This is a genomic window from Sorangium sp. So ce1014 (genome assembly GCF_051521505.1).
GTDB lineage: Bacteria > Myxococcota_A > Polyangia > Polyangiales > Polyangiaceae > Sorangium.
Map to the genome: position 1 here is coordinate 62,839 of NZ_CP150356.1, position 22,265 is coordinate 85,103.

17 protein-coding genes are annotated in these 22,265 nt (G+C 71.4%); 6 read left to right on the forward strand and 11 right to left on the reverse strand.

What is annotated here, in order from left to right:
* Positions 1-29: 29 nt before the first annotated feature.
* From WME75_RS00230 to fadI, 4 genes are all read right to left on the reverse strand, one after another.
* A complete protein-coding gene (locus WME75_RS00230) occupies positions 30-245 on the reverse strand; it encodes a hypothetical protein (protein ID WP_437485197.1) in 216 nt (71 codons plus the stop codon).
* Entirely contained in the window at positions 242-1,222 is a 981-nt protein-coding gene (locus WME75_RS00235; protein WP_437485198.1) for an SDR family oxidoreductase, read from the reverse strand. The genes WME75_RS00230 and WME75_RS00235 overlap by 4 nt, the downstream gene beginning before the upstream one ends.
* Positions 1,223-1,414: 192 nt before the next feature.
* Entirely contained in the window at positions 1,415-3,652 is a 2,238-nt protein-coding gene (fadJ, locus tag WME75_RS00240; protein ID WP_437485200.1) for a fatty acid oxidation complex subunit alpha FadJ, read from the reverse strand.
* Positions 3,649-4,959: an acetyl-CoA C-acyltransferase FadI gene (fadI, locus tag WME75_RS00245; protein ID WP_437485202.1), complete on the reverse strand. Its 1,311-nt coding sequence runs from the start codon at positions 4,957-4,959 to the stop codon at positions 3,649-3,651. The genes fadJ and fadI overlap by 4 nt, the downstream gene beginning before the upstream one ends.
* 254 nt (positions 4,960-5,213) lie before the next feature.
* Between fadI and WME75_RS00250 the strand changes: the two genes are divergently transcribed.
* Positions 5,214-5,438 (forward strand): hypothetical protein, encoded by a 225-nt coding sequence (locus WME75_RS00250; RefSeq protein WP_437485204.1) that lies wholly within the window; start codon positions 5,214-5,216, stop codon positions 5,436-5,438.
* Entirely contained in the window at positions 5,435-5,644 is a 210-nt protein-coding gene (locus WME75_RS00255) for a hypothetical protein (RefSeq protein WP_437485206.1), read from the forward strand. Before WME75_RS00250 ends, WME75_RS00255 begins: the two co-directional genes overlap by 4 nt.
* Positions 5,645-5,930: 286 nt before the next feature.
* Here the strand turns inward: WME75_RS00255 and WME75_RS00260 are convergent, their stop codons facing one another.
* The 4 genes from WME75_RS00260 to WME75_RS00275 form a co-directional block, all read right to left on the reverse strand.
* A complete protein-coding gene (locus WME75_RS00260; RefSeq protein WP_437485208.1) occupies positions 5,931-7,877 on the reverse strand; it encodes a CBS domain-containing protein in 1,947 nt (648 codons plus the stop codon).
* A 71-nt stretch (positions 7,878-7,948) separates the two neighbouring features.
* Positions 7,949-8,842 (reverse strand): hypothetical protein, encoded by an 894-nt coding sequence (locus WME75_RS00265; RefSeq protein WP_437485210.1) that lies wholly within the window; start codon positions 8,840-8,842, stop codon positions 7,949-7,951.
* 44 nt (positions 8,843-8,886) lie between these two features.
* Positions 8,887-9,693, reverse strand: a complete 807-nt coding sequence (locus tag WME75_RS00270) for a hypothetical protein (RefSeq protein ID WP_437485212.1) — start codon at positions 9,691-9,693, stop codon at positions 8,887-8,889.
* Positions 9,694-10,342: 649 nt separating this feature from the next.
* Positions 10,343-11,479 carry a M23 family metallopeptidase gene (locus WME75_RS00275; protein WP_437485214.1) on the reverse strand — a complete coding sequence of 379 codons (1,137 nt, stop codon included), beginning with the start codon at positions 11,477-11,479 and terminating at the stop codon, positions 10,343-10,345.
* A 590-nt stretch (positions 11,480-12,069) separates the two neighbouring features.
* On the opposite strand from WME75_RS00275, the gene WME75_RS00280 reads away from it, so the two are divergent.
* On the forward strand, positions 12,070-12,144 hold the full coding sequence (locus WME75_RS00280) for a nuclease A inhibitor family protein (RefSeq protein WP_437495079.1): 75 nt from the start codon (positions 12,070-12,072) through the stop codon (positions 12,142-12,144).
* Positions 12,145-12,154: 10 nt separating this feature from the next.
* On the opposite strand, the gene WME75_RS00285 is transcribed toward WME75_RS00280, so the two are convergent.
* Entirely contained in the window at positions 12,155-13,984 is a 1,830-nt protein-coding gene (locus tag WME75_RS00285; RefSeq protein WP_437485216.1) for a hypothetical protein, read from the reverse strand.
* Between the two features lie 189 nt (positions 13,985-14,173).
* Entirely contained in the window at positions 14,174-14,416 is a 243-nt protein-coding gene (locus tag WME75_RS00290) for a hypothetical protein (protein WP_437485218.1), read from the reverse strand.
* A 155-nt stretch (positions 14,417-14,571) separates the two neighbouring features.
* Here WME75_RS00290 and WME75_RS00295 point away from each other — a divergent pair, with 155 nt between their 5' ends.
* The 3 genes from WME75_RS00295 (at position 14,572) to WME75_RS00305 (ending at position 21,340) form a co-directional block, all read left to right on the forward strand.
* Positions 14,572-15,975 (forward strand): ArnT family glycosyltransferase, encoded by a 1,404-nt coding sequence (locus WME75_RS00295; protein WP_437485220.1) that lies wholly within the window; start codon positions 14,572-14,574, stop codon positions 15,973-15,975.
* A gap of 95 nt (positions 15,976-16,070) precedes the next feature.
* Positions 16,071-17,399 carry a hypothetical protein gene (locus WME75_RS00300; RefSeq protein ID WP_437485221.1) on the forward strand — a complete coding sequence of 443 codons (1,329 nt, stop codon included), beginning with the start codon at positions 16,071-16,073 and terminating at the stop codon, positions 17,397-17,399.
* Between the two features lie 41 nt (positions 17,400-17,440).
* Entirely contained in the window at positions 17,441-21,340 is a 3,900-nt protein-coding gene (locus WME75_RS00305; protein WP_437485223.1) for a lamin tail domain-containing protein, read from the forward strand.
* 163 nt (positions 21,341-21,503) lie between these two features.
* On the opposite strand, the gene WME75_RS00310 is transcribed toward WME75_RS00305, so the two are convergent.
* The gene (locus WME75_RS00310; protein ID WP_437485225.1) at positions 21,504-22,181 is read right to left on the reverse strand and encodes a hypothetical protein; all 678 of its coding nucleotides are present in this window, start codon (positions 22,179-22,181) and stop codon (positions 21,504-21,506) included.
* Positions 22,182-22,265 lie beyond the last annotated feature (84 nt).

The window sequence follows — 22,265 nt, forward strand, 5'->3', positions numbered from 1 at the left end:
GCCGCGTGTCGGCGGCGAGCGCGGCCGTGTCACTCGGCGGCGTCGGCGAACAGATCCGCCGGCGGCTCCTCGAGGTGCGGCGGCGCCTGCGGGGCCGCCCGGCCCACGCCGCGATCGAGCGCATCGCAGAGGAGCGCGCCCACGCCGGGGACGACGCTGTCGATCGCCGCGTCGGCCTCGCGCGGGTTCAACCACCAGGACGGGTGGGAGACCGCGTACGGAAGGTGCCCGATCGGCCATGTCATCGTGGCTTGAGGCGCTCTGCCACGGCGGCCGGGACCTCGAGCGCGAGGCCGGCGAAGGCCCGGACGGTGTCGAGGAGCGCGGCGACGCCCGAGGACGCGCGCCACCCGCCGGTCACGCCGGTCCAGTGCTTCATCGGAAAGAAGATGTTGCCGTCGGTGTGCGTCGCCGCGCGATCCAGGAAGGTCGCGCGGGTCGTGTACGCGGCGAGCAGCCGCTCCGTGAGGGCCGGGAAGGCGACGAACACCGCGGCGGTGATGCGGCCGGCGGCGCCGACGTACGTGTCGCGCCGCGGCCGCTCGGCGAGGGAGACCATCGCGGCCGCGACCCGCTCGGGGTCGACGGTCGGCCGGATCGGCTGGACGGCGCGGCCCGTGTAATTGCCGGCGTGCTGGTAGATCGGGGTGTCGACCGACGCGGGAAGGAGCGTGCAGACGTGAATGTCCGGGGTGCCGGCGAGCTCCTGTCTCAGACAGGACGCGAGGCCGAGGATCCCGAACTTGGAGATCACGTAGGCGCTCATCGTCGGCGCGCCGAACTTGCCGAGGACGGAGACGTTGTTGATGAGCACACCGGCGCCCTGCGCGCGGAAACAGGGCAGCACGGCCCGCACCCCATGCACGTAGCCGAGCAGGTTCGTCTCGATGACCTGGCGGTAGGTCTCGTAGGGCGCCTCGTCCGCGCGCGCATAGAGGAACACCGCGGCGTTGTTCACCCAGACGTCGATCCTGCCGAACACGTCGATCGCGGCGCGGGCGAGGGCCCTGACGCTGCACTCGTCCCGCACGTCCGTCGGGACGGCGAGCGCGCGCGCGCCGACGCTGGCGCACTCGGCGGCGACCTCCTCCAGGGCCGACGCGTTCCGCGCGGCGATGACCACCCTCGCGCCGCGCCGCGCGAACGCGATCGCCGCCGCCCTGCCAATCCCCGAGGACGCCCCGGTGATAACGACTACCGAATCGCGAACGCACTTCCGCATGACTGACAACCTCCCGCGCGGTCTGCTCCTCGCCGAGAGGAAAGCAACGCGCAGGCCACGCTGGCTCGGATCGTGTACAGGGAATCCGAGGTAGCGCGCGGTTCCTCGCATGCCGCGGAGGGACGTTTGCGCCCATCACGCCATGCGCCGACAGAGGGCATGTCGTCGACGCCGCGCCGCTCTTTCCAGGAGTCAGTCGTGGAACGACTTGCCCGTCCTCGCCGCCTCGACGAGGGCCGGGGCGGGCGTCCAGCGCTTGCCGAAGCGGCGCTCGTACACCTCGATGCGGCGGAGCACCTCCGCGGCGCCGAGGGCGTCGACGTAGCGGAACGGGCCGCCGCGGAAGGGCGGGAAACCGAGGCCGAAGATCGCGCCGATGTCGCCGTCGCGCGGGCTCCGGAGGATGCCCTCGCCGAGGCAGTACAGCGCCTCGTTCACGAGCTGGAGCGAGCAGCGCATCTGGATCTCCTCGACGGCCACCGGCGGCTTGTCCTTCGCCTTCGGCAGCGGCAGCCCGAGCACGGCATAGACGCTCTCGTCAGGGTGCTTCCCCTTGCCCTTCTTCTTCGCCGCCGCCCCGTACAGGTACATCCCGCGCTCGTTCTTGCGGCCCCGGCGGTCGTCGGAGACAAGCTTGGCCATCGTGGGCGGCGGGGACATGCGATCGCCGAACGCCTCGATCATGATCGGGCCGATGTGCGCCGCCACGTCGATGCCCACCTCGTCGAGCAATGCCAGCGGGCCGACCGGCCAGCCCCACGCGACGAGCGCCCGGTCGACCTGCTCGATCGCCACCCCCTCGGCCAGGAGCCAGCTCGCCTCGTTCATGTACGGCCCGAGGATCCGGCTCGTGTAGAAGCCCACCCCGTCGTTCACGACGATGACCGTCTTGCCCTGCCGCTTGCCGACCGCCACCGCCGTCGCGACCACCTCGGGGGACGTCGCCTCCGTCCGGATGACCTCCAGCAACGGCATCTTGTGGACCGGGCTGAAGTAGTGCATCCCCACCACGTTCTCCGGCCGCCTCGACGCGGCCGCGATCCGGGAGATCGGGATCGAGGACGTGTTCGACGCGACGATCACGCCGTCCTTGCCGTTCGCCTCGATGTCCCGCACGACCGCGTGCTTCACCGCGAGATCCTCGAACACCGCCTCGATCACGAGATCGGCGCTCCTCAGGCCCGAGCTGTCCGTCGTCGTCGTGAGCAGCGCGAGCTTCTGGTCCCGCTCGATCGGCGTGAGCTGCCTCTTCTTCACCCGGTCGCCGAGGATGTCGGTCACGACCTTGAGCCCGCGGCCGAGCGACGCGTCGTCGCGATCCCGGAGGCGCACCGCGATGCCGGCGTTCAGGCTGACATAGGCGATGCCGGCGCCCATCAGGCCGGCGCCGATCATCGCGATCTTCTCGACCTTCCTCGGCTGCACGGACGCATCGTCCACGCCGGTGTCCTTCTTCATCGCGTTGGTCGCGAAGAAGAGCTCCATCAGCCGGTGCGCCGTGCTCGACACGACGAGCTCGCCGAACGCCCGCGCCTCGACCTCCCTCGACGCGTCGAAGCCCCGGTCCGCATAGGTCTTCAGCACCTCGATGATCCGCTCGGGCGCCGGATAGTGCCCGCCGGTTTTCTCACGCGTCTTCTTCTGTGCTTGCTGGAAAAGTACAGTCCTGCCGAGCGGGTTTTGCTCGAGGGCCGCCCGGGTGAGGAGGGTGGCGGCGTCGAGCTTCGGCCCCTTCTTCGCGGCGCCGGCAGGGCGGAAGGGCGGGCCGCCTTCGACACGCGCGAGCTTCAGGGCGAGCGCCGCGGCCGTCTCCTTCAGGATGGGCGCGGGGACCACGTCGTCGGCGACGCCGAGCTGCCGCGCCTTCGAGGGGCGCATGTTCTTGCCGGTGAGGCCGTGGTCGAGCGCCGCCTGCAGCCCGGCGCGCTCCGCGAGCCGCTGCAGCCCGTTGATCCCGGGGAGCAGGCCGAGCTGCACCTCGGGCAGGCCGAGCACCGTCTTCCTGTCGTCGCTCAGCACCCGGGCATGGCAGGCGAGCGCCACCTCGAAGCCGCCGCCGAGCGCGGCGCCGTGGATCGCGGCCACGATCGGCTTGGGCGAGCGCACGATCCGCAGGATCGCCTCGTGGCCGGCCCGGCACATCGCCTCGGCCTGGGCCGCCGTGGTGACGCTCTTCAGCATGTCGATGTCGGCGCCCGCGATCCAGGTGTCGGCCTTGCCGGACACGAGGATGGCGGCCTTGATGAGCGGGTTGCTGGCGATCTGGCCCATGATCCGCTCGAGATCGCCGGCGAACGTGGGCTTCAGCGTGTTGACCGCCTCGCCCGGGACATCGTACGTGACGACGCCCACGCCGTCGGGGCGCACCTCCAGGGAGATGGGGCTCTCGGCCGCGGGGGCCGGCGTCACGGGGTCGATCGTCGTCGTCATGCTGCCTCCAGGACCACGGCGGCGCCGAGGCCGCCCGCCGCGCAGACGGTGAGGAGCGCGTGCTGGCCGCCGCGCTTCTTGAGCTCGCGGAGCGTGGAGAGCACCATGCGCCCCCCCGTGGCCGCGAACGGGTGGCCGAGCGCGATCGAGCCGCCGTTCACGTTGAGCTTCTCCGGGTCGATCTCGCCGACGGCGGCGGACCGGCCGAGCTTGTCCGCGGCGAACGACGCCGACGCGAGCGCCTTCAGGTTGGACGCGACCTGCGCGGCGAAGGCCTCGTGCATGTCGACGAGGTCCATGCGGTCGAGCGAGAGGCCGGCGCGATCGAGCGCCCGCGGCACGGCGAGCACCGGGGCCATGAGGAGCTGCCAGCCCGGGTCGACCGCCGCGTAGGCCCACGACTTCACGTACCCGAGCGGCTGGTAGCCGAGCGCCCTGGCCTTGCCCTCGCGCATGAGGAGCAGGGCGCTCGCCCCGTCGGTGAGCGGCGACGCGTTGCCCGCGGTGATGGTGCCGTGGCGGCGATCGAACGCCGGCGACAGCTTGGCGTAGGCGTCGAGGGTCGAGTCGTCCCGGACCACGTTGTCGCGCTCGACCGGCTTGTCGTAGGGCGGGGGGATCACGTGCATGACCTCGGCCGCGTAGGTGCCGTCGCGCCAGGCGCGCGCGGCGTTCGTGTGCGAGCGGTGGGCGATGGCGTCCTGCTCGGCGCGGGTGATGCCGTTCTGCTTCGCCATCTTCTCGGCGGCCTCGCCCATCTGCTCGCCGGTGGTCGGCTCGCGCGAGAAGCCCGGGACCGGCGGCACGATGTCCTTGAGCGAGAGGCGGGAGAGGATCTCGAGCCGGGCGCCGAGCGTCCTGGCCTTCTGGAGGTCGGTCAGCGCGGAGGCGAGCTTCCGGGAGACGCCGAGGGGCACGTCGCTCATGCTGTCGGCGCCGCCGACGAGGGCGACGTCGTGCTGGCCGGCGAGCATCGCCTCGGCGGCGCTCGTCATGGCCTGGAGCGACGTCGCGCACGCGCGCGAGACGCTGTAGGCGTCGATGTCCTTGGGCAGGCCGGCGCGCAGCACGACCTCGCGCGCGATGTTGAGCCAGTCGAGCGTCGGCACGACCTGGCCGTAGACGACCAGCGTGACGTCGCGCGGGCTCACCTCGCTCCTCTGGAGGAGCTCCTTGACGACCGTGGTCGCGAGATCGACGGTGCGCAGCGCCTTGAGCGCCGTCCCCGCCTTGGTGAACGGCGTGCGCAGCCCAGCGACGACCGCCACCCGGTCCTTGCCGCTCTTCCCATTCTTGCCTGAAGCCATGTCGACTCCTCTGCCGCCGGAGAGCCCACCGCGGGCCCGCCCCGCGCGCCCCCGCGCAGCCCCCCCGGATCCCGGCTCGCCGGTCGGGTGGAGTCCCTTAGGTGCGCTGACGCGACGTGTCAACCTCGCTCGGTCGCTCGGGGTCGGAGAGAGGGACAGCGCGCTCCAGGAGTGAAGTGAGAATGGAAGATCGGTCGAGTCGTCGCTTTGTCTAATTTGGCCCACACAGGATCTTCCCGATAGCGTTACGGGCCATGGGGAAACGACTTCAGTTCAGTGCGCTGCTCTGCGTCGCTGCGGCGATCGCGGGGTGTGCGACGACGGGCGCCAGCTCCACGGCGCCGGCGACGCCGGGCTATGTGTATGTCACCGGGCACCAGACCACGTTCGGGTTCACCACGCCCGAGGTGTGGAGGTGCCCTGAGCAGGCCGGGAAGGGCGAGTGTACGCGGGTCGAGGTAACGGAGGAGGGCGAATGAAGCGTTCTTTGAAATGGTGCCTGCTGCTCGCGGCGATCGGCTCCACGGGCTGCCAGGCTGTTTACACGGACATCCGGCACGTGGACGGGAACCGGTACATCATCACCCGCAACAAGTCGGGCCCCTTCACGAAGGCTCACGGCACGGTCCTCGACTGCCAGGCGAACGGCGACGCGATGACCTGCACCGAGATCAGCGACCTTTAGCGCGCGGCGGGCACCCGCTTCGGATACGGGCCCACCTCGACGTTTTCGGTGCTCAGCGCACAGGAGTGCGCTTCCGCGCCGAAAACGCCGATCTGGGCCCGTCTCCTGTGCGGGTGACCGCCGCTCTGGCTGGATCGACGGTTGAGGAAGTGAAGAACGGGAAGGCGCAAAGGGACGTCGGGAAGATTCTTTCCTGAACTCTTCTTGCGCCTTTGCGCCTTTGCGCCTTTGCGTTGAATTCTCTCTCTACGGCTCCGGCGCGCGCCTCGCCGGGAGCAGCGACCGCTCACGCCTCGCGCAGGAAGGCCTCGAGGAGCGTCGCGGAGACGTCGAGGAGATCGCGCTCCGTCACGATGCCCACGAGCCGCTCGCCCGCGACCACGGGCAGGCAACCGACGCGCTGCTCGCGCATGATCCGCATCGCCTCCAGCGTCGGCGTCTCCGGGGCGATCGTCACGGGATCGGTCCGCATGATGGACGCGACCGTGGGCGGGCCGGAACCGTTCGGCGCCGTCGCGACGCCGCGGGCGACCAGCCGGAGCAGCGCGCGGTGCGAGACGACGCCGACCAGCCGGCCCTGGTCGTCCTCGACAGGCACGTGGCGCACGTGCCGCCAGTCCATCACGCTCGCGGCGAAGTCGACGATGTCGGTGGGCCGCACCGTGAAGAGATCGGTCGACATGAACTGGCCCACGGTCCGGTAGCTGTCGCGCAGGAGGTCCCGGTCCGCCTCGAGCGCGGCAGGCTCCCAGGTGTGCACCGGGCGATCGGCCCCGCCGCTCCGGGCCTCCTCCTGCTGGCGGGCGAGCATCGCGGCGCAGAGCGCGCGGCACTGCAGCTCCGAGGTGCCCTGCCCGGCCATCGAGGCGAGCGAGCCGAGCGCCCACTGGGCGCCGGTCTGGCCGCGGCGCACGCGCTCCTCGATGACGCCGAGATAGCGGTCGATGTCGGCGGCGTCGATGCCCGCGGCCGCGAGGCCCCCGCGGGCGGCGGGGAGGAGGTGCGACAGGAGGAGCTCCGGGGCAGGGAAGCTCCGCCCACAGGTCCACGTGAGCTGCGCCTTGAGGCCGTGGCGCGCCGCCGCGAAGAAGTTCGCCTTGGCGTCCTCGAACGGCATCTCGAGGTCGATGCGCGGGTGCTCGGCGGCGAGGCCGGACATCAGGCCGAAGAAGAAGGCAGCGTTCGCGACCTCGTCGAGGATCGTGGGCCCCGCGGGCAGCGCGCGGCTCTCGATGCGCAGGTGCGCGACCCCGCCCGAGACGCCGTAGCAGGGGCGGTTCCAGCGGTAGACGGTGCCGTTGTGGAGGCGCAGGGCCTTGAGCTCCGGCACCTCGCCGCGCGCGAGCACCGAGAGCGGCGGCTCGCCGGTCTCGGCGGTCATGATCACGCGGAACCGCGCGATGTCCTCGCGGAAGAGCTCGAGCGCGCCGCCCTGCACCCAGCCGTCGCCGAAGTGGACGCGGGGCTTGTGCTGCCGGACCTCGCGCGCGCTCGGGCGGGTGTCGACCGAGCTCTCGAAGAGGGCGATCCGCGTCTCGTGCCAGAGCCGCTGCCCGAGGAGCAGCGGCGAGTTGACCGCGGCGGCGAGGACGGGCGCGGTCACCGCCTGGGCCAGGTTGTAGAGCGGCGCGAACTCCAGCGCCCCGACCTGGAGGTGGATCTGGAAGCTCGTGTTGCACGACTCGAGCAGGATGTTGTCGTGGGTCATCTCGAGCTCGTCGAGCCCGTGGATCGACACGCGGAAGTGGCCCTGGCGCAGCTCCAGGAGCGCGCGGTTGAGCTCGTGGTAGCGCGGCGCCGGCGTGAGGCTCTCCAGGCGGAGATCGCCGGCGCGCAGCGTGGGGAGGATGCCCGCGAGCAGCACGTCGGCGCCGAGGGCGCGCGCGGCCCCGGCGGCCCGGCCGACGACGTCGGAGAGCTCGGCCTCGAGCCGCCGCAGGCAGGCGCCGCCGAACGGGAGCGGGGTCAGGTTCGCCTCGAGGTTGAAGCGGGCGAGCTCGGTCGTGAGCCGGTCGTCGGCGGCCCGCGCGAGCACCTCCAGCGCGAGCGGCGCGGGGCGGAGCGCGCGGTCGACAAGGAACATCTCCTGCTCGGCGCCGATCCGGCGCACGCCCGACTCGATGCGATCTTCCTGGAGCAGGCGCTCGAGCGCCTCCACGTCGTCGAGCAGCGCCCGCATGAAGGACTGAAGCTGCTCCTCGCTCGCCTGCTCGGAGACGTGGTGCTCGCCCATGGTGATCCGCCCCCCTTTCGCCCGCCCCCCGCTCCGCCGAAGCCTACGACGAGCGGCGGCGCGGCGCGCGCTCAGAACCTGTGGCCGACCGCGAGCCGCAGCGTGGCGACCTTGTCCTCGGCGAGGCCGAACCCGAGCGGCGCGTCGAGCGCCACGAGCAGCCCCGCGCGGCCATAGTAGCCGGGCTTCTCCGGCGTGTAGCTGACGAACGGCTCCAGCGCGAGCTGCGCCATGTCCTCGCGCGTGAGCGTCAGCGCGGCCTGGAGCCGGAGCCCGCCGCCCAGGGCGCCCTTGCCGCGCATCTCGAGCTCGTTGCCCTGCTCGAGCACGAGGTCGACGTCGCTCCCGCTGGTCGGGAGGGCGAGCATCACCGCGGTGTCCGCGCGGTAGACGAGCCGCGTGGCGAGCTCCGCCTCGACGCCGCCGCGGGCCCTCAGGGGAAAGTGCTCGGGGATGAGCCGGTGCAGATCGACGTAGGCGCGCGCCGGGACGGTCGCCTGCAGCGTGGCGCGCGCGTCGGCGTTGGGGTCGGTGAGGACGGGGATCGAGAGCGTGCCGCCGCCGAAGACGGCGAGCTTGCGCGACATCGCGCGCGCGTAGTGGGCGCCGATCGTGGGGTTGCCGAAGAGGAGGCTGCCGGCGCTGCTGCTCTCGTCGACGCCGAGCCGGGACGACCGGAACGTGGCAGAGACGTTGCCGTAGGCGAGCGGGATCTCCGCATCGAGGTGGAGCCGCTTGCGCCACTGGAGCTGACCGACGAGAGCGAAGCTCAGGCCGAACGTGCTCACCTCGGACTCGACGTCACCCATCGACCATCCGGCCGACTTGCTCAGGACGTCGAGCTCGAGCGCCACGCGGGAGCCCTGGCTCTCGACCCAGCTGTTCTTTTCCGCCGGCGCAGCAGCCGGGGCCGCCAGCCAGAGCGAGAGCAGGACGGCGGAGGAGAGCAGCGGTTTCGCGTTCAAGCGGTCCCAGCTGCGATGACTAACATGGTCCGGCTCGCCCGTGTTTACCGAACGGCGCGCTCGGCGCCCGTCGTCTCCTCGTCCTCGTCCTCGTCGTCGCTGTCGTCCTCGTCCTCGTCCTCGTCGTCCTCGTCCTCGTCAGCCGCGCTGTCGTCCTCGAAGAGCAGGGAGGGGGCGCCGCCGGCGCCGTGCTCCGCGAAGACCGCGTCGGCGGCGATCACGAGCTCCTGGAGGCGCTCCGCGTCGACGGGGCCGTACACAGCGAGCGCCATGGCGCGGTCCTGCACGAACAGCCACGCGTCGGGGAAGTCGCGCAGCGCATCGCGGACGCGCGCCGAGAGCCACCGGCCGATGGCCTTCGCTTCCGGCCCCTCGACAAGGAACTGCTCCATGAAGTCCGGGTCCTTCTTGAACTGGACGCCGGTGTTGGGGGCGCGGTTGCCGTCGATGACGGGCAGCGGGGACACGGTGAGCCGGGGCGCAGCCTTGTCCAGCTTCGCGAGGACCACCTGGTACTCGCTGCCGTTCTTCGCGTCCGGCCCGGCGACCACGACGTAGGCGAGCTTCGGGACGAGCTCGTAGCGGGCGACGACCGCGCCGCCGCCCGTCTCCTCCAGCATGCGCTCGAGGCTGCTCGGCGACGAGCGCACGGGGCGAGGGCCGTCGATGTCGGCGACGGTCTTCCGGGCGTCGCGGTACGCCCCGCGGCGGCGAGCGGCCGCCTTCGGCGTCATCAGCGCACGCCAGCGCACGAGCTCGCCGTCGCGCCGCGCCTCGTGCCGACCGCGCAAGCCGGTCAGGTACCAGACGACGAGCAACGCGAGGGGACCTACGTACCAGAGCCAGGGCATGGGGCGGCGATGCTAGCAAAACTCGCCGCGGCCGTGGGGCGCCGCGTGCGCGCGGGCGCGGCGAGCGCGCAGGCCCAGCGCCTGCGGGCCGCACGGCGGTGAAGCGCGCTGCCGATGCGGGCCGCTCCTGACCGAGCAGGTTGATCGTGCCCTCAGCCCGCCCGGCCCCGGCTAAAGGGCGGCTGTCGATGGCCACGCGGCGCGCCTTGGACACCGCACGCCTGTCGCCGTCCGTCATGACGCCGGACCGGACGAGCGCCACGGCCCGCTCCAGCAGTACCCGGTCCGTCCATCGTCGCCCTGCCTGCCGCCGCGCTCTCCATGGGGGCGGAGGCCGTGCTCCGCCTGCGCAGGCATGTCCGGATGGCCTGCGATCTCGCCGAGCTCTTCGGCGTCCGCTTCGATCCCGGCGCGCCCGCCGAGCTGTGGGCGCTCCTCTCGCTCACCTTCGGCGCCGATCGCCAGGGCGACGCGACCCCGGCCGACCGAAGCGCGCGTCGACAGGATGATCCAGGAGCTCGAGGAGATCGGTGTCCTGCGCCAGGAGCGGTCGCCGGCGGGCGTCGTATTCAGATGAGCGCGCCGCCGGCGCTGTGCGCGACGGCGCGATCGTCAAGCAGCGATGAGCGTCGAACGCCGCTCCGGCGCGCTACCAGGTGCCGGTCGAGGGCGCCTGCCCGCTGTTCCAGAGGGCGACGCTCAGCGCACCGTCCGGGTAGCCCCGCCAGGACCACGGATCGAAGCCCGAAGGCGCGCCCCAGCCGTAGGGCTCGATGGTCTGATCGGCGCCGTTGCTGTGGACCGGCGGGCTGGACCAGGTGACGGCCTCGGAGAGCTGGTCCGCCGTGTTCGTGACCCGCATGACGCTGAAGTGCAGATGTGGCGTTGTCGAGGAGCCCGTGTTGCCGGACTCGCCGATCTGCTGCCCCTTTGTCACGATGTCGCCGACCACCACGGAGTAGGACTGAAGGTGCGCGTAGTACGTGATGAACTGCTCCACGTAGCTGGAGCCCGCGGTGCCGCGGACCGTGTGCAGGATGGCGACCTCCTTCTGGAAGGCGCTGTCGCTGCCCACGTAACCTGAATTCCAATCACGCGCCATGACCACGGTGCCATCCGCGACCGCCTTGATGTCGATCCCTCTCGCCATCACCCAGTCGTGGCCATCGTGACCGTTGATGAAGCCGCCGCTGCTCTTGTCCCGACCCATCCAGTCGACGATCGTGGCAGCGGTCGACCCCGTCTGCCCGAAATCCGCGACGTTGAGCGTGTTGTACGGCGCCTTGGCGAAGTCGAAGCCGGTGGCGTGGGTGTAGGTCGCCGAGAGCGAGAAGGGCGCGTCAAAGATCGGTATCGACACCGGCGACACGTTGAAGATGCACTCCGACTGGCCGTCCGCGGCGTCGTACGCTGCCGTCAAGGGGCCGTTGCCCGAGCCCTGGTACATGCCCACCCAGTTGTAGCTGGGAGGGTTGCACCGGTAAACGACGCGGTTCACGCCGCTGGCCGAGTAGAGGCCTTTTCGCCGGACGGTGCCGCCTGTGCTGATGATCGAGGCGCAGGGATCGCCTCCGGCCGTGTTCGAGGTGAACGCCCAGCCGCCGAGGCCGGGCCATGTCCCGCTGCAGTAGTGACCTAGCCCGGAAACCGTGATGGCTTGTGAGGTCGACTCGACGAGCTCCTCTTCCGTCTCGAGGGCGTCATCGGGGGTGACGGCGCACCCCAGGGGGGCGAACAGAACCGCGAGCGCTACGCTACAGAGGCCCAAAGAATAACGATTTTTCATGGATATCTCTTTCATTCTATCGAAGTTCTGAATTTCTCGGATCAGCGTTTCCTTACCCACCAGCGGGCAGCGACCGCCGACTGCTTGGACCGGGGGATTCCCAGACGTCGGACCCCCGCTCCCGCAGCGGGCGAACACCGAGTTAACGCAATCTGATTGCAATTATACGGCAAAGCGATGCGGCACAGGGCTGCCGCGCCGACCTCGGCCCGCCGCGAGGCGTCCGGGCGCGCGCAACAATTGCAATCCGCGGGCCAGGTCCTGCAAGGGCGCTTCAGGTCCGTTTACGCCGCAAAGCCGGTCGCGGCGGTGATCGCCCGGCGTGACATGTCACGGATCTCGGTGTGACATGTCACGGATCCTGCGTGACATATCACGGATCCCGGCGTGACATGTCACGGATCCCGGGCAAGACATGGCGATGGCTCCGGCGTCGCTGTATCCCCTCCGCGACTGGCCCGGCGCTTCCCCTGAGCGCCGCTCCCGCGCTGCCCTTCGCGCGACGTACTCGGCCGTCCCTTCGACGCAATCGACGTCGATGACCCCCCACGCTCGCGGGGACCCATCTTCAGCCCAACCGACCTGTAAAGATTCAGGTCTACATCGTAGGTCGGACGAGCTGCGGTGAAATCGCCGGCCTGAAGACCACCGCCGTCGCGACCTGATGCGCTCCGCTCACTTGCAGAGCTGCGCCTTCGCCGCCGCCGGATCCCCCGGGAACCGCAGCTTCGTCAGCCGGACCGCGCTCTTCACGTTCTTCACGAAGCGCCCCGCCGTGAGCGGCGCCGTGACCGCCTCGACCAGCTCCCCGAGCTCCCCGCACCGCAGCGCCGCCCGCGCCGCCTTGACCTTCGCGGCGGGCGCCCTCCGCAGCACCACGCCGGGCTCGCCCTCCTTCGCGAAGCGCGCGATCACCCACGCGTCGTCCAACCACTTCTCGTGCCCCGGCCGCCCGCGCTGCGGCAGCGCCACGCGCGCGGCCAGCGGATCGCCGAGCCCCAGCCGATCCACGAGGTGCACGCGCAGCCCCGCCGCGTACCCGAGGATCCCCACGTGCCCGCGCGCCGTCACGAGATCCGACGCCACGCCGGGCGCGAGCTCGAGCTCCATCGTCTTGTTCTTGTCCTTGCCCGGTTTGGGCACGACGACGACGCGCTTCTCCTCCGCGAGCCTGCGCAGCTCCGCCCCGTCCGCCGTCCAGCCATACCGCTTGTAATCGTCGACGGTCACGGGGTTCGAGAGGCCGATTCGGGTCGTATAATAATATCGCTCGTCGGCGATCCCGTCCGGACCGATACCGTCCTTCTTCGGCCCGCCGATGTAAGGCACGCGCAGCGCGATCGTGCAGAGGAGCGCCCAGGTCACGACGGCGACCGCTCGCAGGATCGGCCGCCGCGCGCGCGTCCCGGCGACCATCGCGCTCGGCATCAGCATCGCGAACCACGCGGGCAGGAGCATCCGGCCGTGCATGAAATCGCCGCCGACGCGGGTCACGTAGGCCGCCTGGATCAGCCCGCAGACGACGGGCACGAGCGCGAGCGCGAGGAGCCGCCTCCTCCGGCGCAGGCGCGGCGCGAGCGCGGTGATCACGCCGGCCAGGACCACCGCGAGGACGGGGAGCCAGAGGTGATAGGGGCGAACGAAATCCTTCAGATAGAGGAAGCCCTGATCCCAGCGCGAGAGCGAGGCCTCTTTGGCGATCGCCGTATTCGGCACGATCGCGGCGAAATACCCCATTCGGAAGATTTGATATCCCACCGGCAGCACGGCCACGGCGGCGAGGACGCGCGCGTAGGCGAGGAGCTTCCGTGATCGCGGGCGGAGCGCGGCGAGCAGGATCAGGAGGAAGCCCGCGCTGTGGAGCGCGAGATCCGGCCGGATGAGCGGCCCGAGGCCGACCACGAACGGCAGCCAGCGCCGCCCCGCGCGGGGGAAGCGCGTCGCGCCCCAGAAGCAGAGCCCGAGCCAGCCCATGCCGAGCCCGGTCTCGAGGCCCGAGGTCGCGAAGCTCCAGACCGGAGGCAGCGCCACGATCGCGAGCGCGCCGAGCGGCAGTGGGGAGCCCACGCGGCCCTGCGCGCGCGCGAGCCGGAGCGCGCCGCGCTGCGCGAGGAAGACGCCCGTCACCGCGCTCGCGAGGCCGAGGAGCACGGCCATCCACGCGAGCGGGACGTCCTCGCCCAGGAAGGGGCGGAGCGGCGCGGCGAGGATCGCGAGGAGCGCGACCCAGAGCGGGTTCGTATAGGCCTCGACGCGCTCGCCGAGGTTGAAGACCGGGCCGTGGCCGGCGAGGACGTGCTGAACGATCCGAAAATCGATGAACGCGTCCTCGGTCACCCAGCGAAAGAGGAAGCCGAGCAGCGCGAGCAGCGCGGGGACGAGGCCGATCGCAGCGGCGCGGAGCACCCGCGCGCGCCGTCCGTTCGCGGGGCCCACCCACGCATCGAGGCGGCGGACCCACGCGCGCGGACGCTCGACGAAGCGAAGCGCGAGCGCGTCCTTCAAAGCGCGGGCAGGAAACCGTAGAACCCTCGCCCGTGTCAAGCCCCGCGGGGACGCGCCGGGCGAGCCGTCTATCGCGCATCAAACGCCCGTTCGCCCCGTCGCAGGGCCCGCGCGCCGTGCACTGGGCGCGGCTCTGGCGCGACGACCGCGGCGTGCGCTCGCCCCGACGGGCTCGGGCCGGCGGCCCACCTACGCCGCGTCGAACCCGAACGCCATCGGCTGCCACGTTGGGATGCGGCGCACCACGGCTGAGTCGGTGATCGTGGAAAGCACGCGCATCCTCCGTTCGCAGCTCGGGCAGCGGAGCGCATCGAAGCCGAACGAGCGCTTCATGCGCACGGCCCACTCGACGTAGCGCGACGTTGCGAACAACTCCCCTTCGAGCAGCCGCTCCCAGTACAAGACCGAGATCAGGGTCGGCTCAACTCGCACCGTGGGCTCGGCATGCGCGAGCGACCTCGCTGAGAGCGCCGGCGGAGCGCACGGCAGCGTGACGATGCACATGAGCAGGTGGACGGGGCGGCTCGCCTGCTCCCGCTCTGCGCTGTTGCCGCCGCTCGCGGCCAGATGTGGTAAGGCGCGACGCCATGACGCAACCAAGCGAAGTCGAGGGCGGCGCAGACCCTGCCGGGGAGCCATCGGCGCCGGCCAGCCTCCCGGGCCCCGCCGAGGTTCCCCTCCGCGCCCGGGTGCTCCGCTGGGCAGGGCGGCACTCGTTGCTGCTGGCGGTGACCGCGCTCGCACTGGCGGTGCGCCTCGTCTGGAATCTCTGGATCCACCCCCCGGGCGAGTACGTCTTCTCCGACATGGGAGGCTACGTCGCGCGCGCCAATCGCCTCGTCGAGGATCCTCTCGCGCGGCACGCGGACGAGGCGTTCTTCCCGTACGGCGCGCATTACCTGCTCGCGGCCGTCAAGGCGGTCTTCGGCAAGGACAACGAGACGGCGACCGCCGTGTTCCAGGCGGTGACAGGGGCGTTCACGATCTGCTTCATGACGGCGACCTCGCGCCGGCTGAGCGGCCGCGGCTGGGTGCCGCGCGTCGTGGGGTTGATCGGCGTGCTCTATTATCCGCTCATTTCCATGGGCGGCTATTACCTCAGCGAGGCGCCGTACGCCTTCTTCGTCGCCGCCTCGGCGTTCTATACGATCCGGCTCGCGGACGAGGGCCGGCGGGGTGATGCCTGGCTGCTCGGGCTGAGCATGGGCCTCGGCGCCGCGGTCCGGCCGCAGATCTTGATGGCCGTGCCGTTCCTCGCGGCGTTCTGGCTGCTCCGCCGCCGCTCGCTCCGCCGGATCCGCCTCCCCCTGCTCGCGCGTGCGGCCATCCCGATCGCGCTCGTCCTGGCTTTCTCGGCTGCGCGCGCCCGGTACCACACCGGGCGCTTCAGCCTGGTCGCCCAGAACGGCGCCTTGAACCGCGTGTTCGGGCGCTGCCACAACGTGAAGGTCGAGGCGAACCACAACTGGTTCGGGCCGCCGTCGATCGGCGATCTGCAACGGCACGAGCAGCGACACCCGGACTCGCTCGTCAAGCTGGATCCGGCGATGGGCCTGGAGCTCTCCATCCGGGGCACGATGTGGGACGAGGACAAGCTGCACAAGCTCGCCGAGCGCTGCATCCAGAAGACCGGCTGGCTCCAGCAGGCGAGGTATGCGGTCACGCACGTCCTGATGCTCTGGTGGTACAATGTCACGTGGCCCGATATGGGGCAGCCCCCGTTCCGCCCCATCATGCGGGCATGGAACGGCGTGACCATGGTGACGCTGCCGCTGCCGCTCGTCGTAGCGGCGGCGCTCGGCTTCCGCCGCCGCTTCGTCCGTCATGGACTGCTCGTCATGTTCATCGTCAGCCTGTTCGTGGTCGCGATGCTCTACTTCGGCGACACGCGTTTCCGTGTGCCCTACGATTCGATCCTCATCGTGCTCGCCGTGGACGTCTGCGGCTGCCTGGGCCGCCGCCTCGTCCACGCGAGGCCAGGGCGCCCGTGATCGCGCGGCGTGCCGCCGCAGCGCCCTCTGGCGCGCATGGCCGAGGCTCGGCCCTCTTGCTGGTCGACGCGGCCCGCCGGCGGTATCTTCGGGTCATGCGTGCAGCCATTGTCGCTCTCGTCGCCTCCTCCGCGCTTTTCCTCGCTGCGCCCGCGCTCGGCGCGCGGGGCGTGCCGTGCGGTTTCTATGGAATCGATCCGGGGGCGCCCGTCGAGGAAGGGGAGGTGATCCTCGACGACGAGCTCGCGGAGCAGCTCGCGCGGGCGGGCGCCGGCGCCGTGCGCGTCGAGCTCCGGCTCGACGACGCCGAGGCGTGGGACCAGGACAAGCTCGACGAGGTCGACGCCGTCATCGACGCCGTCATCGACGCCGGCCTCGAGCCGCTCGGGCTGCTCTCCCACCGCACGATCGGGGGAGGACAGGAGCACTGGAACGACGATCGGGACGGGGACGGCAACAACGCCTATGTGGAGGCGTTCGCCGACAGGGCAGAGGCGTTCATGACGAGGTACGCCGGGCGCGTCGAGCGCTGGGAGATCTGGAGTCAGCCGAACTGCTTCGAGAACCCAGATTACGCGCTCGATCCCGTGAACGCCGGCTGCACCTACATCCTGCCGCGCGTGCTCGCGCAGATCCTCGCCCAGATCCGCATCCGCAACGAGGCGCTCTTCAACGTCGACGAGCTCTCGCTGATCACGGGCGGCCTGCTCGCCTCGGACGACGCCACCGTGCCGTTCTCGGGGGTCGATTACCTGCGCGAGCTCTACGATCAGCCCGTGTGGGACGAGCTGGCGCTGCGCTACGGCGAGCGGACGCCGTGGTCGCACCTCGGCCATCAGCTGTTCGTCGATCAGTTCCGCGAGGTCGATCCGGTGGTGCTCGGCGACTATCTCGACGAGGTGCGCGCGATCGCCGAGCAGGAGGGGGACGAGAGCCCCTTTTTCGTGACCGGGATGGCGTGGTCGACGACGCTCGTCGGTGAGGAGCTCCAGGCGGCGAACCTGACCACCTCGCTCGATCTGCTCTCGAAGCGGCGCGATATCGCCGGCGCGGTCTGGGCCAGCTTTCAGGACGAGCCGCTCGACGACCGGCGCTACGGCCTGACCGACGAGTCCGGCGTCGCCAAGCTCGCGCTCGCCGCGCTCCGCGAGGGGGCCGCGGGCTGCGAACCCGAGCAAGACGAGGGGACCGGGACCGGGGGCAGCGGCGGCGGGAACGGCTCGAGCAGCGGCGGCACGATCGGCGCACCGCTGCCCGGCAGCAGCGACAAGGGAGGGCGGCCGATCGACGGAACGCGGCGCGCGAGCGCCTGCAGTTATGTCGCGGGCGTTCCCCGCGACCGCGGCGCATTGCCGGAGGTTGGCTGGCTCGCGTTGCTCGCGGCATCCGCGATCGCGATCGCGCGCTCCCGTCGCGTCATCTGAAGGCAACACAGGTGAGCGCGGGCATCGCCTACACTCGAGGCATGCCTCACAGGTCGATGCGCTTCACGCGGCTGATGGCCGTGCTCGTGGGTGTCTTGTTCTGGAACGGCTGCGGGGACGACGGTGGCGACAACCCCTCCGGGGTGTGCGGCGACGGCGAGGTCGACGCGGGCGAGGTGTGCGACGACGGCAACACGGCGGAGGGCGACGGCTGTTCGCCGACGTGCCAGCACGAGGAGGTGCGGCCCCGCTGCGGCGACGGCGCGCTCGACCCCGGCGAGGCGTGCGACGACAGCAACACGGCGGACGGCGACGGCTGCTCGGCGGAATGCGAGGTCGAGGTGCCCCCGCGCTGCGGCGACGGCGCCGCGGATCCGGGCGAGCAGTGCGACGACGGCAACGTCGCGGCCGGCGACGGCTGCGAGGTCGACTGCACGAAGACGCCGGCCCAGGAGATCGTGTGCGAGGCGCTGGCGCCGCTCGCGCAGGGGACGTGCGCGGTGGTCGCCGGCGCGGGCGCCACGCTGATCCGGGGCACCGTGCTCACGCCGGGCGCGGTGTACCGCGGCGGGCGGGTGCTCGTGGACGAGCGCGGGACGATCGCGTGCGTCGGCTGCGACTGCGAGGCGGCGGGGGCGACCGAGATCACGTGCCCGACAGGCGTCGTCTCCCCCTCGCTGATCAACACGCACGACCACATCACGTACACGCAGAACAGCCCGTATACCCCGACCGACGAGCGCTACGAGCACCGGCACGACTGGCGCACCGGGAACAACGACCACACGGAGATCGACACGAAGGGCTCGGCCACCGCGGCGCAGATCCGGTGGGGCGAGCTCCGCTTCCTGATGGGCGGCGCGACGTCGATCGTCGGTGCGGGGAGCGCGACAGGGCTCCTCCGGAACCTGGACCGGGCCGACCAGGAAGGCCTGGGGAAGAAGCCGGTCAAATTCGACACCTTCCCGCTCGACGACGCGAGCGGCCGCGAGCTCGTGAGCGGCTGCGGCTACTCGGGCGACATGGTGAAAGGCGAGGACATCGAGGGCGAGGACGCCTATTGTCCGCACATCGCCGAGGGGATCGAGGCGTCGGCGCGCAACGAGTTCGTCTGCTTGCAGGCAGATCCCAGCGACGTGCTGCTGCCGCAGAGCGCGTACATCCACGGGATCGGCCTGACGGCGCCCGACTACGCGGCCATGGCCGCGAAGGGGACGGCGCTCATCTGGTCTCCGCGCTCGAACATCACCCTCTACGGCGACACGGCCGTGGTCACCGCCGCGGCCCGCCTCGGGGTGCAGATCGCGCTCGGCACCGACTGGATCGCGACCGGCTCGATGAACCTGCTGCGCGAGCTCCGGTGCGCGGCGGCGCTCAACGAGACGTACTACGACGGCTTCTTCACCGACGAGGAGCTGTGGACGATGGTGACCGGAAGCGCCGCCGCGGTCACCGCCACCGACGACGTGATCGGCGCGCTGTCGACGGGGAAGGTCGCCGACATCGCGATCTTCGACGGCGCGGAGCGCGAAGACCACCGCGCCATCGTCGCCGCCGCGCCGGAGGACGTCATGCTCGTGATGCGCGGCGGAAAGGTCCTCTACGGCGACGCGGCCGTGGTGGCCGCGGTCCGGGGCGCGGAGGCGTGCGACGAGCTCGACGTGTGCGGCGTCGCGAAGCAGGTCTGTCTGCAGGACGAGATCGGGATGACGCTGGAGGCGCTGGAGCGGGAAGCGGGCGAGATCTACCCGGCCTTCTTCTGCGGCGAGCCCGAGCGCGAGCCGCTCTGCACCCCGTCGCGCGCGGCGACCGCGCCCGTGAACGCCTCGGTGAACGGCTCGACCGTCTACACCGGGCAGCCCACGGACGACGACCTCGACGGCGACGGCATCGCCAACGGCGCGGACGACTGCCCGAGCGTCTTCAACCCCATCCGGCCGCTCGACAGCGGGGCTCAGGCCGACTTCGACGGCGACGGCGACGGCGACGCCTGCGACGCATGCCCGCTCGACGCGGGGAGCACCCTCTGCTCGGCGCCGAACCCGAACGACGGCGACAACGACGGCGTGCTCAACGGAGCGGACAACTGCCCGAGCCTCCAGAACGCCGACCAGGCCGACATGGACCGCGACGGCAAGGGCGACCCGTGCGACCTCTGCCCGGCGGCGGCGAACCCCGGAGCGCAGGGCTGCCTCGTGTCGATCTACGACATCAAGGACGGCACCGTCGCCGAGGGCGCGACGGTGGCCCTGGAGAACGCGCTCGTGACGGGGAAGCACGCGAGCGGGTTCTTCGTGCAGGCGAAGCCCGGGGACGCGGGGTACGCGGGGCCGGCGCACTCCGGCGTCTACGTCTACAGCCCGTCGAACACCGTGGTCGCGGGCGATCGCGTGCGGATCACGAGCGCGGTGGTCACGAGCTTCTACGGGCAGATCCAGCTCGGCTCCGCCGTCGTCGAGGGGATCGCGTCGCTCGGCGAGGCGGCGCCGGCGCCGGAGCCCGTCGCGCCGGCCGACATCGTCACCGGCGGGCCGCGCGCCGCCGAGCTCGAGGGCGTCCTCGTCGAGGTGGAGGACGTCGAGGTGATCGGGCTCGAGACGATGTACTTCGAGTTCATCGTCACGGGCGATCTGCGCGTGGACGATCTCCTCTACCGGGCCGATCCCTTCCCCGCGGAGGGCGACGGCTTTGCGAGGATCCGCGGCATCCTCAACCACCGGAACGACAACTCGAAGGTCGAGCCGCGCGGCGCGGAGGACCTCGTGGCGGGCGCTCCGCGGCTCGCCGCGTTCGGGCCGGATGCGTCGTTCGCCTACGTGGGGCAGGTCGCCGCGCCGACCCTGCCGGCGCCGCTCGAGGTGACGCTCTCCGGGCCGGCGACGGCCGACACGTTCGTCTCCGTGACCTCGGGAGATCCGGCGACGATCGCGGTGGTGGGCGGCGGCGCGACCGTGCCCGCCGGCGCGACGAGCGCGGTCGTGCTGCTCGACGCCCTCGCCGCGGCGGCGGCGGTGGAGCTCACCGCCTCCCTCGGCGACGTGAGCCTGACCGCGACGGTGCGCGTCCTCGACCCGGTCGAGGCGCCGGCGCTGGCCGCGCTCGAGCCGCCGTCGCCCACGGTGGCGCCGGGCGGCACGGTGTCGTTCACCGTGACGCTCGACATCCCGGCGCCGCCGGAGGGCGCCGTCGTGGCCCTCGCGCTCGACCCGCCGGGCGCTGGCGCCCTCCCGGCGTCGGTCGCGATCCCGGGCGGGCAGCAGAGCGCCTCGTTCGACTACGTGGACGGCGGCTCGGTGGCCGGCGCCACCGTGACGGCGACGCTCGGGGAGATCTCGCTCTCTGCGACCGTCGAGACGGTGACGGTGACGGGAGGGCTCGTGATCAACGAGGTGGATTACGATCAGCCGGGCGAGGATGGCACCGAGTTCATCGAGGTCTACAACGGCACCGGCGCGCCCCTCGATCTCGCGGGTCACGCGCTCGTGCTGGTCAACGGATCCGGCGCCGCACCCTCCGTCTACGGTACGCTCGATCTGAGCTCGGCCGGGACGATCGCGGCGGGCCAGTACCTCGTGGTCGGCAGCACGGCGGTGATCGGCACCGACGTGATACCGAGCATCGTGGCGGAAGGCGCGCTGAAGATCCCGTTCACGGGCGCGCAGACTGACCGGGTTCAGAACGGCGCGCCCGATGGGATTGCGCTGGTGAACTCCGCAACGGGGAGCGTGATCGACGCGCTCTCCTACGAGGGGAGCATCACCGCTGTCACGATGGGTGGCGCCAGCGTGAGCCTCGTCGAGGGAGAAGAGCCGGCCTCGGTGGCGGACAACGCGATGCTCGGGTCGCTCTGCCGCCTGCCGGACGGGACGGACACCAACCAGGCCGCGGCCGACTGGGCGTTCTCCGCGACGATCACGCCTGGCGCGGCGAACGTGCCGTGAGCCTCGGCCGAGGCGCGCTGCGCTCTCCTGCGCAGCGCGTCCCGGCGGCCCTCAGGGGTCCGGCTCCGCCGCGCGGCCTCTGCCGGTGTCCTGGTGCTGTCAGCTGGATCTGGAGGGGAGAGGCCCTGAGCTGCCGCTCACGGGAGAGGCCGTGAGCGGCCGCTCACAGGCAGCCGCAGAGCGGGTCGCCCTGCTTGCACACGCACTTGCCGCCCTTCTTCGCCGACACCCCCGCACGGGCGCCCCGCGCGGCCTTGGCCGGCGCCGCCCGGCCGCGCTGGACCGCGGCCGACTTGGGCGAGAGCTTCGACGTCTTCGACGTCTTAGCGTCGGCTTCGTCCTCGCCCTCTGCCGCGGCCTTCGCCTCCTCCTCGGCCTTGTAGGCGGTGAACGCCTTCTGCGCCTTCTCGGCGTCGCTCTTGGCGGTGTCGAGCGCGAGGGTCAGCTCGGAGATCTTCTTGTTGCGCTCCTCGATCTGGAGGTTGAGCTGCGCGATCCTGTCCTGCTCGACGATGCGCGCGGCCACCGCCTCGGCCTGGGCCGCCTCGGCCTCCTTCACCTTGCCGGCGAAGGTGGTGACCGCGGCCGCAGCCCCGGCCACCAAGAGCAGGCCCATCACGAACGCGAACCGACTGCGCCGCTTCTGCCGCACGCCCTGGGCGAGCGCTTCGAGCTCGCGGTCCAGGTCGTCCGTGGTCGACATGGGCGGCACGCTGGCCGCCACCGGCGCGATGCTGGGAGGCACCTGGAGCGCCGCGTGAGCGCCCGCCCTCGTCCCCGGAACGTACGTGTCGACGGGATAGGGGGGGGGCACCCCGGCCCTCTCTTGAGAGTAGTTCATCGCGCGAGACCTCCTCCTCCGTGAGCGGCTCCTCAGCAGGCAAATGTGGTGCCCGGTACGAAGACCTCACCACGGCATCGCGCG